This is a genomic window from Janthinobacterium sp. PC23-8, from assembly GCF_002250505.1.
Taxonomy (GTDB): domain Bacteria; phylum Pseudomonadota; class Gammaproteobacteria; order Burkholderiales; family Burkholderiaceae_D; genus Janthinobacterium.
The window spans coordinates 538,499-551,915 of the sequence record NZ_NJGY01000002.1 but is presented as its reverse complement, the minus strand read 5'-3'; the positions used below and the strand labels follow the sequence as shown (position 1 = coordinate 551,915).

The 13,417-nt window shown below is 64.8% G+C and carries 12 protein-coding genes; 11 read left to right on the top strand and 1 reads right to left on the bottom strand.

The features are described from left to right. The first annotated feature begins 74 nt into the window (after positions 1-74). The 11 genes from pyk to CD932_RS29410 all read left to right on the top strand — a co-directional run bounded on the left by pyk (position 75) and on the right by CD932_RS29410 (position 11,244). Positions 75-1,535: a pyruvate kinase gene (pyk, locus tag CD932_RS17655; RefSeq protein ID WP_094444092.1), complete on the top strand. Its 1,461-nt coding sequence runs from the start codon at positions 75-77 to the stop codon at positions 1,533-1,535. A gap of 136 nt (positions 1,536-1,671) precedes the next feature. After that, positions 1,672-2,100 (top strand): hypothetical protein, encoded by a 429-nt coding sequence (locus CD932_RS17650; protein WP_094444091.1) that lies wholly within the window; start codon positions 1,672-1,674, stop codon positions 2,098-2,100. A gap of 131 nt (positions 2,101-2,231) precedes the next feature. Beyond that, positions 2,232-2,408: a hypothetical protein gene (locus tag CD932_RS28910; RefSeq protein ID WP_176461028.1), complete on the top strand. Its 177-nt coding sequence runs from the start codon at positions 2,232-2,234 to the stop codon at positions 2,406-2,408. After that, the gene (locus tag CD932_RS17645) at positions 2,405-2,971 is read left to right on the top strand and encodes a hypothetical protein (protein ID WP_094444090.1); all 567 of its coding nucleotides are present in this window, start codon (positions 2,405-2,407) and stop codon (positions 2,969-2,971) included. The genes CD932_RS28910 and CD932_RS17645 overlap by 4 nt, the downstream gene beginning before the upstream one ends. 119 nt (positions 2,972-3,090) lie before the next feature. After that, a complete protein-coding gene (locus CD932_RS17640) occupies positions 3,091-3,663 on the top strand; it encodes a (2Fe-2S)-binding protein (protein ID WP_094444089.1) in 573 nt (190 codons plus the stop codon). Continuing rightward, a complete protein-coding gene (locus CD932_RS17635; protein ID WP_094444088.1) occupies positions 3,660-4,694 on the top strand; it encodes a xanthine dehydrogenase family protein subunit M in 1,035 nt (344 codons plus the stop codon). Before CD932_RS17640 ends, CD932_RS17635 begins: the two co-directional genes overlap by 4 nt. Next, positions 4,691-7,057, top strand: a complete 2,367-nt coding sequence (locus tag CD932_RS17630) for a xanthine dehydrogenase family protein molybdopterin-binding subunit (RefSeq protein ID WP_094444087.1) — start codon at positions 4,691-4,693, stop codon at positions 7,055-7,057. The genes CD932_RS17635 and CD932_RS17630 overlap by 4 nt, the downstream gene beginning before the upstream one ends. A gap of 150 nt (positions 7,058-7,207) precedes the next feature. After that, a complete protein-coding gene (locus CD932_RS17625) occupies positions 7,208-7,714 on the top strand; it encodes a sigma-70 family RNA polymerase sigma factor (protein ID WP_094444086.1) in 507 nt (168 codons plus the stop codon). Further along, positions 7,711-8,676, top strand: coding sequence for a FecR domain-containing protein (locus CD932_RS17620; RefSeq protein WP_094444085.1), 966 nt, complete (start codon positions 7,711-7,713; stop codon positions 8,674-8,676). Before CD932_RS17625 ends, CD932_RS17620 begins: the two co-directional genes overlap by 4 nt. A gap of 64 nt (positions 8,677-8,740) precedes the next feature. Next, positions 8,741-9,904 carry a TonB-dependent receptor plug domain-containing protein gene (locus CD932_RS29415; RefSeq protein WP_254926653.1) on the top strand — a complete coding sequence of 388 codons (1,164 nt, stop codon included), beginning with the start codon at positions 8,741-8,743 and terminating at the stop codon, positions 9,902-9,904. Further along, positions 9,901-11,244 (top strand): TonB-dependent siderophore receptor, encoded by a 1,344-nt coding sequence (locus CD932_RS29410; protein ID WP_369679843.1) that lies wholly within the window; start codon positions 9,901-9,903, stop codon positions 11,242-11,244. Before CD932_RS29415 ends, CD932_RS29410 begins: the two co-directional genes overlap by 4 nt. A 284-nt stretch (positions 11,245-11,528) precedes the next feature. Here CD932_RS29410 and CD932_RS17610 read toward each other — a convergent pair whose 3' ends face one another. Further along, positions 11,529-13,406: a triacylglycerol lipase gene (locus CD932_RS17610; protein WP_094444084.1), complete on the bottom strand. Its 1,878-nt coding sequence runs from the start codon at positions 13,404-13,406 to the stop codon at positions 11,529-11,531. Positions 13,407-13,417: the final 11 nt, after the last annotated feature.

Sequence of the window (13,417 nt, the reverse complement as noted above, 5' to 3'; positions counted from 1 at the left end):
TTGTCTCCACTACAGTTGAAGCGACCGGCCCACAAGGCTGGTCGCCGTATGACCTTTTATAGAAAGAACACACAATGATCATGCAACCCCGGCAACGCGCGACCAAGATTGTCGCCACCATCGGCCCCGCCTCCAACGACATCGACACCCTGGTGCGCATGTTCAAGGCCGGCGTCGACGTGGTGCGCCTGAATTTTTCGCACGGCAAGGCGCAAGACCATATCGACCGCGCGCGCATGGTGCGCGAAGCGGCGGCCCTGTGCGGCCGCGAAGTGGCCATCATGGCCGACTTGCAAGGTCCGAAAATCCGCGTCGGCAAGTTTGAAGAAGGCAAGATCTTCCTGGAAAAGGGCGACAAATTCATCCTGGACGCCAAATGGGGCGAAAACGGCGAGCTGGGCAACCAGCAACGCTGCGGCCTCGACTACAAGGAACTGCCGCGCGACCTGCGCGCCGACGACGTGCTGCTGTTGAATGACGGCCTGATCGTGCTGACGGTCGACAAGGTCGTCGGCAGCGAAATCCACACCACCGTGAAAATCGGCGGCGAATTGTCGAACAACAAGGGCATCAACCGCCAGGGCGGCGGACTGTCCGCGCCGGCGCTGACGGCAAAGGACATGGAAGACGTCAAGACCGCCATGAGCTTCCAGGCCGACTATGTGGCCGTGTCGTTTCCGAAAAACGCCACCGACATGGTGATGGCGCGCCAGCTGGCCAATATCGCCGGCGAAGCGTGGGACCACAAGCCGATGATGATCGCCAAGATCGAGCGCGCCGAAGCGATTCCGGCGCTGCAAGAGATTCTGGACGCCTCCGACGGCATCATGGTCGCGCGTGGCGACCTGGCCGTGGAAGTTGGCAATGCGGCCGTGCCTGCGCTGCAAAAGCGCATGATCAAGATGGCGCGCGTGTCCAATAAACTGGCGATCACCGCCACGCAGATGATGGAGTCGATGATCTTCAACGCCGTGCCGACACGCGCGGAGGTCTCCGACGTGGCCAATGCCGTGCTCGACGGCACCGACGCCGTCATGACCTCGGCCGAAACGGCTTCGGGCCGCTACCCGATCGAAACCGTGGAAGCGATGGCCGCCATCTGCCTGGACGCGGAAAAATGGGACGCCGTCAAGCTCGACGCCGATTTCCTGAACGCCACCTTTACCCGCATCGACCAGTCGATCGCGTATGGCGCCCTGTTCACCGCATATCATCTGCGCGTGAAAGCCATCGCCACCCTGACGGAATCGGGCTCGACCGCACTGTGGATGAGCCGCTGCAATATCGATATCCCCATCGTGGCGCTGACGCCGAGCGTGACCACGCGCCGCAAGCTGGCTTTGTACCGCAACGTCAGCACCATCAGCCTGGAGTCCGGCACCGACCGCGACAAGGTCCTGAAACAGGCGGAAGACCTGCTGGTCGAGCACAAGGTGGTGTCGAAGGGCGACACCGTGGTGGTGACCTGGGGCGAGCCGATGGGCAAGGTGGGCGGCACCAATTCGCTGAAGATCACCAAGATCGGCCAGCACTGAGGGCCGTGGCCGGCTACGCCTGAGCCAGCAAATATGTTACAAGATGCGTTGCCCGCTTGAACGCGCAAGCGCTTCTGCTACTATTGGCAACGGTACTGCAGCATGATAATGTGCAACGTTTATCCGGGAGCAGGGCATGGTGAAATGGCATCGCGTAGCGGCATTGGGCTTGGGCAGCTTGATTCTTACAAACATGGCGCTTGCCGCGCAGCAGGAGGCGACAGGCTGGTCTTCCGTTTCCTCGCTGGCGGGCTTGCCCGCCGAGGTCGGCAAGTATCTGCATGACAGCAATGCCCCTGCGGACCGTGGTCAATTGTATAACGAGAGCTGCATTGTCCAGGCGGGCGTGCCATCGACGCGCTTCGTGCTGGCCGCCGTCAGCGACAACGAGGCCATCGTGGCGATCGAACACGGTGGCCGCGGCCATGGCATCAATACCTACGCGTTTCGCCAGCAAAACCAGCACTGGCAGCCGGTCGAACAGGGCCGGGTCGCCCTGGACGCCAGGCTGCTGACGGCGGACACCCTGGTCGACCAGCATCGGAAGTGGCCCCGTCATTTATAGTCGATCAGCTTAAGAATAGCTGAAAATGTCGCTGCTGGTGGCGCCCTGCGGCGCCGGTCGGCAATCGGCCATTGCGCCGCCAACGGTTCCATGTCAGCATGGCTGTTCCCTCAACGCTCGCGGAGTGCGCCATGACTGCCTATATTCCTGCCCTGATCTGGTCGATGTCGGCCTTTGCCTGCCTGTTTATTGCCAAGCGCCGCAACTTGAAATCTAACGCTGCCACGGCCGCCATGGTGACCTTGCTGGGACCGCTTGCAATTCCATATGTACTGGCCTTGAAACCCGTCAAACCGAGCGATGCATGACCGACAGTGAACAACATGTGTCCGACAGCGTCAGGCAGTGGGTGTGGTCGGGGTTTTACACGCACGACGATATCGAGCAGATGATGGACGATATCGTCGACGATGATTGCGACGTCGACGCGCTGCGGTCCCTGATCGGCCCGATGCTGCGCGAGAAACAGAAGGCAGAACGCAGCTGGCCGGCCGTGACCGACTGCGACCGGCTCGGCATGGTGTTTTTAGACCTGCACGAGCGCGGCATCTGCGCGCTGGCCAATGCCGGTTACACCCAGTCCGATGGCTATGCCGACGTCGCCGAAGCAGTGGCCGACGCACCCGACGGCCATTACGCGGGCTACTGTTTTTATCATGGGCAGGATGTCGAGCGCGCCATCGAAGGCCATGGTGTGATGCTGGCGTTTGGCGACCTTGCCGATGACGAGGCGCGCAGCGTGCAAGTGGGCCAGGCGATTGCAGATGCCTTGCGCCAGGCCGGTTTCCAGGTGGACTGGGATGGTTCGACGCAGACAAGGATCAATCTGCCGGTGTTTGACTGGAAAAGAAGGGCGGCGGAGAAAGTTTGAGTTCGCCAGCATGTCCTGCAGTTTTCTTCATTCTTCCATATGTGCGAAACCGCATATAACATCCGTCGCTACAATCTTAATATTCAGGCATTCCCACGATCTATCCGGAAGGGTTTGCCATGGATACCCGTTTGCCCGCAACATCGATTTCTCCCGCCCAGGCTGCGCCGTCTGTGCCCCTGTATCCTCTCAAGCTGAACATCAATGGCCGGCAACACCAGCTGCATGTGGAAGCCTGGGTCAGCCTGCTCGACCTGCTGCGTGACCGGCTGGCGCTGACCGGCACCAAGAAGGGCTGCGACCATGGCCAGTGCGGCGCCTGCACGGTGCTGGTCGACGGCCAGCGCATCAATTCCTGCCTGACCCTGGCGCTGATGCAGCAAGGGCGCAGCATCACCACCATCGAAGGCATGGCCGACGGCGACGCGCTGCATCTGCTGCAACTGGCTTTTATCGCGCATGACGCGTTTCAGTGCGGCTACTGCACGCCGGGCCAGCTGTGCTCCAGCATGGGCCTGATCACCGAAGGCCAGGCGGCCACGCGGGCCCAGGTGCGTGAACTGATGAGCGGCAATATCTGCCGCTGCGGCGCCTATCCGCAGATCGTCGCCGCGCTCGCTGAGGTGATGCAGCTGCCGGATGAACCACAGGACGGCCAGGCCAGCGCGCCGGTCGGCATGGTGCCCGCATGAATCCGCTCTCGTTCGTGGTGCCATTCGACCAGTCGGCCGCGCTGGCGCAGATCCAGTTTGATGGTGCGCGCTTTATCGCCGGCGGCACCAACCTGGTCGACCTGATGAAGGAGCGCGTGATGTTGCCGCAGCGTCTGGTCGATATCAACCACCTGGCGCTGGACGCCATCGAGGAAGCCGGCGATGGCGGCCTCTTGCTGGGCGCGCTGGCGCGCAATGCGGCCACCGCCTATCATCGGCTGGTGCAGGAACGCGCTCCGCTGTTGAGCGCCGCCATCCTGGCCGGCGCCTCGCCGCAGATCCGCAATATGGCCAGCAATGGCGGCAACCTGCTGCAGCGCACGCGCTGCCATTATTTTTATGATGTCGGCGTGCCGTGCAACAAGCGCGAGCCGGGCAGCGGCTGCCCGGCCATCGGCGGCATCTCGCGCCAGCACGCCATCCTGGGCGCCAGCGACGCCTGCATCGCCACCCATCCGTCCGACATGTGCGTGGCGCTGCGCGCGCTCGACGCCGTGGTCCATGTGGCCTCGAACAATGGCGAACGGGCGATTGCTTTTGCCGACTTCCACCGCCTGCCTGCAGACCGCCCGCAAATCGACACCAACCTGGCGCCGGACGAACTGATCACGCATATCGCCTTGCCGGCCGCGCCACAGTTTGCGGCCCACTCGGTGTACCTGAAACTGCGCGAGCGCGCCTCCTATGCGTTTGCGCTGGTGTCGGTGGCGGCCATGCTCGATATCGGCGCGGACGGCCAGATCCGCGAAGGACGGGTGGCGCTGGGCGGCGTGGCGCACAAGCCCTGGCGCGTGGAGGAGGCCGAAGCGCTGCTGCGCGGCGCGCCCGATGCGGCCCGCTTCGGCGCCTTTGCCGACCGGCTGCTGCAAGGCGCCCAGGGGCAGGGCGGCAATGACTTCAAGATCGTCATGGCGCGGCGCGCCATCGTGCGCGCCCTGTCGATGGCGGTGGCGGGCACGCATGTCAACACAGGCCATGGCAGCACGGTGATGGCAAGGGGCGCGGCATGAGCACGGCGACGACGGCATTGATACCCGAGCTGCGCACGCCGGTGGCGGACGCGGGCACCGGTTATGTAAAAACCGGCATGGCGGTGTCGCGCGTGGACGGGCGCGACAAGGTCACGGGCGCGGCGCGCTATGCGGCCGAGTTTGCGGCCGACAAGTTGGCAGATGAGTTGGCAGATGAGTTGGCAGATGAGTTGCTGCATGGCGTGGTGGTCAACAGCACCATCACGCGCGGTCGCATCGTGTCGTTCGACACCAGTGCAGCGCTGGCGCAGAGCGGCGTGGTCGAGGTGATCACCTATCTGAACCGGCCGAAGATGCGCAGTTTCGACCTGTTCTACAAGGACATGACGGCACCGGCCGGCGCGCCGTTCCGGCCTTTGTACGACGAGCAGATCGTCAGCAATGGCCAGCCGGTGGCGCTGGTGGTGGCCGAAACGTTCGAGGCGGCGCGCCATGCGGCGGCGCTGGTCAGGGTCCATTATGCGCAGGAGCCGCATGAAACGGGGCTGCTCAATTACCTGTCGCGGCCACACAAGCCGAAAGGTCTCAAGGCGGGCTTTGCGCCGCCGCCGGACGAGAAGGGCAATGCGGCCAGGGCCTGGCAGGAGGCCGACTGCAGGATCGACGCCCAATATTACAGCGGCGTCGAGCACCACAATCCGCTGGAGCTGTTTGCCTCGACCGTGATCCGTGGCGCCGACGGCCATCTGACCATCTACGACAAGACGCAAAGTTCGCAGAACAGCCGCTGGTATGTCTCGCGCGTGTTCGGCCTGTCGAAGTCCGAAGTCACCGTGCGCAACCCCTATGTGGGCGGCGCGTTCGGCGCCGGCTTGCGGCCGCAGTACCAGTTGCCGCTGGCCGTGATGGCGGCCATCAAACTGCAGCGTTCGGTGCGCGTGGTCATGACGCGCCAGCAGATGTTCACCTTCGGCCACCGGCCCGAAACCTGGCAGCGCGTGAAACTGGCGGCCAGCCGCGACGGCGTGCTGCAGGCCATCGCGCACGAGGCGGTGGCCGAAACGTCGCGCTTCGAAGATTACGTCGAGGTGGTGGTCAACTGGTCGGGCCAGTTGTACGCCTGCGAGCATATCCGCCTGGCCTACCAGCTGGTGGACCTGGACCAGTTCACGCCGATGGACATGCGCGCGCCCGGCGCGGCGCACGGCGTGCATGCGCTGGAAGTGGCGATGGACGAATTGTCGTACGAGGTGGGCATGGACCCGCTGGCCTTCCGGCTGAAGAACTACGCGGAAACGAACCCGCTCGACGGCCTGCCGTATTCGACCAAGGAGCTGCGCGCCTGCTATGCGCAGGGCGCCGAGCGGTTCGGCTGGAGCCGTCGTCCGCTGGCGCCGCGCAGCCGCCGGGAGGGAACCGAGTGGATAGGATGGGGCATGGCCACCGGCATATGGGACGCGATGCAGATGTTTGCCCGCGCCAGCGCCGTGCTGCAGGCCGACGGGCGCCTGATGGTCAGCAGCGCGGCCAGCGATATCGGCACCGGCACTTACACCGTGATGGCCACCATCGCCGCCGAGGAACTGGGCCTGCCGCTCGAACACGTGGCCTTCCAGCTCGGCGACTCGACCTTGCCGGTAGCGCCCGTCGAAGGCGGCTCCTCGCATGTGGCCACCGTCGGCTCGGCGGTGCAGGGCGCCTGCGAAAAACTGAAGAAAACCCTGTTCAAGCTGGCCCGCCAACTGCCCGACACGCCGTTTGACAAGGTGCGCCTGGCCGACGTGGAGTTTGCCGAAGGGCGCATCCGCCTGCGCCGCGAGCACGCCACCGGCATCGCGCTGGCGGACTTGCTCAAGGCCGCCGAGGTGACGCGGATCGAGGAAAAATATTTGCTGCTGCCGAACATGCTCAAGCAGCGCAACTACACGCGCGCCGTGCATTCGGCCGTGTTCTGCGAAGTGCGGGTGGACGAGGAACTGGGCACGGTCAAGGTGATGCGCGTGGTCAGCGCCGTGGCGGCCGGGCGTATCATCAATACCAAAACCGCCGCCAGCCAGGTCAGCGGCGCCGTGGTGTGGGGCATCAGCCAGGCGCTGCACGAGGAAACCCACATGGATCACGCGCTGGGGCGCTTCATGAACCACAACCTGGGCGAATACCATGTGGCGGTGAACGCCGATATCCACGCTATCGACGTGATCTTCGTGCAGGAGGACGACCGCATCGTCAGCCGCCTGGGCGCCAAGGGCGTGGGCGAGATCGGCATCGTCGGCGTGGCGGCCGCCATTTCCAACGCCATCTTTCATGCAACGGGCAAGCGCGTGCGCAGCACGCCGATCACGCCGGAGAAGGTGATGAGTGACCAGGTGATGATTGACCAGGTGATGAGCGAGCGGGTGTAGACAGTGCGGCCGGCGCAACGCTGGCAGGCGGCCTGACTTGACGCAATGGCAGAAGAATTGCGATAATGAGAATTATTCTCAGTTGCATGGTCGTTCCCGCGCAGCTTATGCCATCCATTTTCCATGCCGCTTGCAGCGCAGGAGTCCGTCATGCAGATTGCGCAGTCCAGCCAGGCCATCGCCGGTATCTACAGCAGCCACCATGGCTGGCTGCTGCGCTGGTTGCGCGGCAAGCTGCCCTGCGCCGACCAGGCGGCCGACCTGGCCCACGACACCTTCGTGCGCCTGCTGTCTGCGCCGCAAACGGCGCTGCCGGCCTTGCGCGAGCCGCGCGCCTACCTCACCACTGTTGCGCAGCGCCTGCTGATCGACCATTACCGGCGCCTGTCGCTGGAGCAGGCCTGGCTGGAAGCGCTGGCGCAGCAGCCGCAATTGCTGATGCAGTCGCCGGAAGAGCGTTTGATCATCGTGCAGGCGCTGCAGCGCATCGACACCATGCTGGGCAGCCTGCCTGACGCGGTGCGCAGCGCCTTTCTGATGGCGCATATCGATGAACTGAGCTACGGCGAGATCGCCGCGCGCTTGCGCGTCAGCGAGCGCACCATCAAGCGCCATCTGGTGCAGGCCTATGCCCAGTGCATCATGCTGATATCGTGAACGCGCCATTCGATGCGCGCGCCGCGCTGGAGGCGGCGCAGTGGCTGCTGCGCATGCAGGAGGCAAGCCTTGGCGATGCCGAACGGCGGGCCTTCGAGGCCTGGCGCGACAGCCATCCCGATCATCATGAAGCGTGGCGGCGCGCCGAACGGCTGTGCCAGACGCTGGCCATCGTGCCGCCCGCGCTAAGACAGCCGCAGCACCAGCCGCAGGAGGAACGCCGCCGCGCCCTCAAGCAACTGGCCATGCTGATTGCCTGTACCGCGCCGCCGTTATGGCTGGCCAGCCGCTCGCCATGGTGGCAGTGCCGGCGTGCCGGCATCGCTACCGCGACCGGCGAGATCCGCCACTTGACGCTGCCCGACGGCACCCGGTTGGCCCTCAATACCGCCACCGCCATCGATGTGGCGTTTGACGACAGCACCCGTTTGATCGTGCTGCATGCGGGCGAAATCCATCTGCGCAGTGCTCCCGACCCGGCGACGGTGCCGCGGCCCCTGCTGGTGCGCGCTGGCTGCGGTAGCGTACACGCCATCGGCACGCGCTTTGCCGTGCGCGAGGAGGGTAGCCTGTGCTCGCCGCGCACGCGGGTGTGCGTGACGCAGGGAGCAGTGGAAATCGTGCCGTCGCAAGACCGGCAAGCGGCACGCATCGTCGCAAGCGGCTGGCAAACCAGTTTTGACGACACCTCGGTAGCGGAACTTGCGGCAGCGGCGGCCGGCAGCGAGGCCTGGCTGCAGGGCGTGCTGATCGCCGAGCGCATGCCGCTGGGCGAGGTGCTGGCGCAGGTGGCCCGCTACCGCAGCGGCGTGGTGCGCTGCGACCCGGCCGTGGCGCGGCTGCCGGTCGACGGCATTTTCCAGTTGAACGATACCGACAGGATACTGGCGCTGCTGCAGTTGTCGCTGCCGATCCGGGTCAGCCTGCGCACGCCGTACTGGGTCAGCGTCGGCCCGGCTTGAAAATAGTTGGCCTTGCATGTCCCTTTTTTCAATCCCGTTCGTCATATCAGATAGAGCAGCACTTATGACTATCGAAAGGGACTCCATGCTTTTGCCGCACCACGCTTTTGCTTCACGCATTCCATTGCACCCCACCGCCCGCGCCGTGCGCGCCGCGCTGCTCCTGTTGCTGGGCGCTTCGGCCGCCGCGCTGGCCATCGCGCCAGCGTCGGCCCGCGCTGCCGAGACGGCACCGGCGGCGGCCGTGCGCAACTATCAGATTGCCGCCGGCGATCTGCAGACGGCGCTCGCCAGCTACGCGGTTGCCGCCGGCATCAATGTCTCGACCCAGTCGACGCCGCTGGCGGGTTTGCGCAGCAAGGGCGTGCAGGGCCGTCATGCGCCTCTCCAGGGTTTGCAGAAAATACTGGAAGGCAGCGGGATGGAAGCCACCGACAGCGGCAATGGCAATTATCTGGTGCGCAAGGCGATGGAGGTGAATGTCGCCACCATGCCGGCCGTGACCATCAGCGCCGAGGCGGACCGCAATACCGAGGGCACGGGTTCATATACGACAAAAAACATGAGCACGGCCACCGGCCTGACACTGTCGCAGCGCCAGACGCCGCAATCGGTCAGCGTGATCTCGCGCCAGCAGATGGATGATTTTAATCTCACCACCTTGCAGGAGGTGGCGCTGGCCACGCCCGGCATCTACACCAAGCAGCCCGGCGTGACGGACCAGGAAACCTCGTATTTTGCACGCGGCTTTGCGCTCACCCACGTCAATGTCGATGGCTTGCCGCTGGACGTCACGGGCTTCAACCAGCGCAATGTGTCGGCCGACATGATCATGTACGACCGCGTGGAAGTGGTGCGCGGCGCTACGGGACTGATGGAAGGGGCGGGCGCACCGTCGGGCAGCATCAACCTGGTGCGCAAGCGCCCCACAAGCACGCCGCTGCTCAATGGGTCCGTCGCCCTTGGCTCCTGGCGCGACAAGCAAGTGACGTTTGATGCCGGTGCCGCCCTCAATGACTCGGGCAGCCTGCGCGGGCGCGTGGCCGGCAGCTGGCGCGACAGCGACAGCTTTGTCGATGTGGTCAAGCACAGGAACGGCACCGTGTACGGCATCGTCGAGGCCGACCTGGGGCCTGCCACCACCCTGGGCCTGGGTTTTCACGCCAGAGCACGCGCACCGACGGCGTCTTTGTCGGCCTGCCGACCTTGCCCGGCGGCGGCCACATGAATCTGCCTCGTTCTACCTTCCTGAACAACGCCGACTCCTTCCAGGATCGCGACAACAATGTGCTGTTCGCCGACCTCGAACACCAGCTGGGGGGTGGCTGGCGCGTGCGCCTGGCCGCCACCCATGTCGACGCCAAATCGTCGACCCGCAACACCACCAACAGCCGCATCGACGCCCAAGCCTATCTGCTGCAGCAGTCCGAAACGGGCTGGAAGTACAGCACCGGCCAGGCGGTGGTTGATTTGCGCGCGAGCGGACCCGTTAGCTGGTTTGGCCGCCGCCATGAGGTGATCATCGGCGCCAGCTACCGCGATGACGATTCCGATGCGGCGCAGAGCTGGGAAGGCGCCGGCACGCGCGTGATCGATATCCGTAACTGGAATCCGCATGCCTACCGCATGCAGGCCGGCAGGCTGGAACCCTATAACTGGGGCCGCAAGACGCACGAGAAGGGCTTGTATGCAGCCGGTAACTTCAGCCTGGCCGATCCGCTGCACCTGGTGCTGGGCGCGCGCCTGGGCTGGTATGCGCAAGACGTCACCGGCTGGTATGAAACCCGGGCCACCTGGCGCCGCAGCCTGGACGAAAGCGCCAAACTGACGCCCTACGTGGGCCTTGTCTACGATGTGGACAAGCACCATTCCGTGTATGTCAGCGGCACGCAGATCTTCGAGCCGCAAAGCAGCATGGACGTCAATGGCAATACCTTGCCGCCGTTAAGCGGCACCAATTATGAAGTGGGCGTCAAGGGTGAATATTTTGGTGGCGCGCTCAATACCAGCGCCGCGCTGTTTCGCATCAAGCAGCGCAACCGTGAAATGGCCGACGAGCGCAATTGCCCGACCGGCGGCGCCATCTATTGCGCGCGGGCGGCCGGCGAAGTGGAAAGCGAAGGCGTCGACCTGCAGCTGTCCGGTTCACCGCTGCCGGGCTGGCAAGTGGCGGGCGGCTACACGTACGTGATGGCGAAGTATACCAAGGACGATATCGCCGCCAACGTCGGCCAGCGCGTCGCCACCGACGAACCGAAGCAGCTGTTCAAGCTGTCGGCCAGCTATCAGCCGGCGGGCACTCTGGCGCCATGGAGCGTCGGCGCGACCTTGCAGGCGCAGGACAAGATGTTCCGCCGCGAAACGGGATTTTATACCGTGCAAGGCAGCTATGTGGTGGCGGGCCTGACGGCCGGCTATCGCATCAACGACAAGCTGCAGCTGCGCCTCAATGTCGACAACATCTTCGACCGCCATTATTACCAGGCGCTGGGCTACAGCTGGTCGGGTGGGCTGGCGCGCTATGGCGCGCCGCGCAGCGTGCTGCTGTCGCTGAGCTACAAGATGTAGCGTGCTGCGGCGCCGCTCCTTGCGCCAGGTCCTGCCGCGCTGGCCGCTGGCTTGAACGCTGTCGCATAATCGCCGCCAAACCTTGCCGGATTTGACCAGCAGTCTGCCCATATCGCGGTGCGTTGCGATGGCAGGCCACCACCTATCGTGCACCTCTGGCGCACTCCTTGGCGCAGCAGCGTGGATCCTGGCAGGCCAGCATACGGTCCTTTATCCGACCGAGCCGCCCGCAGCGAGGGTATCAATAATTGGGTTTTCCGTTGCGAGATTGTCGAGTACGGAGTCTAATCGGCCAACCGCAAAATCCGCCGTATCTCCAGTATCGCCTGCGGGTTCTCCTGCACGCTATGCCAGGATGGAAACACCTTTTCCGACTGCGCGCCGTCAAGGTGGGCGCTGGCGTAAGGCACCACGCCGTCGTTCGATTGCGCCAGCGGCAGCGCCGGCGTGTCGTTGCCCATGATCGAGTAGTAGCGCACTTTCGGGCTGATGGGCAGCTCGGCCACCATCTGCACGAACGGGTCCTTGTCGCTGAGGTTATCGATGCTGTTGGGGATGCGCACGGGCGTGCTGTCGCCCGCAGCGTCAATCGTGTTGAGCTGCGCCAGGCTGCCGGCGGCGTCGGATAGCTGATCGAGCATGGTGATCGGCAAGGTCACCAGGTTGGCGAGCCAGCGCGCCACCTTGTAGTTGGCAAACGAGGTGCCTCGGTGCGGCGCGGCGATGAAGATGGCACGGTTCACCTGCGGCATGGCCGAAAAATTCAGGTAGGGCGCCAGGCCCGCGCGCACTGTTTCCGCCTTCTTGCCCTTGAGCTGATATTGCTCGGCGATGGCGTCGAGCAGGGTGTCCCTGGCGTCGGAGACCATCAGACGCGCCAGCACGCCGCCCATGCTGTGGCCGATCAGTACCATCTGGTTCGAGGCCGGCGCGCGGCCCTGCGGATCGAAATGGGCCAAGGTGGCGTCCACCGCCTGGCGGATGGCGGCGTTATTCACCGCCAGCGGGGCATTGCTCGGATAGTACACCTGCCAGATCTGGTAGCGCCGGCGCAGCAGCTCGTCGCCCATCAGCTCGTTGGCCACGTTGATCCACGCTTCCGGGCTGCTCGCCAGGCCGTGCAGCATGACGATGGTGCGCTTGGAGGGGTCGTAGGGCTGCATCAGGTGCACCTGCGGGCGCGCGATGCCTTCGGGCCTGCCGAACAGGGTGCGCAGCGCCTGCAGGCCGAAACCCGAGCGTGCCAGCCACAGGCCATAGCCGGCCGTGAAGTTGGCCGCCACCGGCAGTTCCTGGCCGGCCATGCCAATGCTGGCGCTGCGGGTCGGGTCGGCCAGCAGCAGCATCAGATCGTGCGTCGACAGCACTTCATCGAGGCTGTTGCCTTTGAATCGGATCAGCGCCGTCACGACCGGGAAGCGCGTTTCCCGGTACGGTGCCGCATCGTCTTTTGACGCCGCCGGCTTGGGCATGACGGCCACCAGATCGGCGCCAAAGCCGTCGCGCCGGTACACATTGCGCACGCCAGAAAACGCCAGCGAGGTGGCCGGCAGCAGTTCTTCGGGCAGGGCGCCGTCCTGCGACAGGTGCAGCGCGGAAAGTTCGCTGTCGATGCGCCAGCCGGCCACCAGCACCGTGTTGCCGTCGGGCCGGTAATCGCGGTGGTGTCGGAACAGGTTGACGACGGCTTTTTGCACGGCGTAGTTGTAATAGTCGCGGATTTGCGTCTGGCGCTCTTCGAAGGCGCGCTGGCCCGGCGTGCGCGCGGTGTAGAACAGGTAGGCATAGGCGTGGCGGGCCGATTCCAGCCAGGCCGCCAGCACGCTGGCGCTGTTGTCGCCGGCCTGTTTTTCTTCCTGCAAGGCGCTATCGAGCCACAGCTCGGACAGGGTCGCCAGGCGCTGTTCGTCGCTCAGCAGAGTGGAGCGAGCCAGGTCGGCGCGGCAGTTGCCGACGTTGCTGGTGCAGGCGGCGATGTCGCCGCCGATAACGCGCAGCACTTCATTCGACGCCGCGCTCAGCTTGCCCGTGGTCAGGATGTCGCCGCGCCGCTGCCGCAGGTACTCGGCCGGCGAAATGTCGGAGACGGTGACGGCGGCGCAACCACCGAACAGCACGGTGGCGCACAGCAGCAGGCCGGCCGGAAGGCGGCGCGCAAGCATGGGCGGGGGCG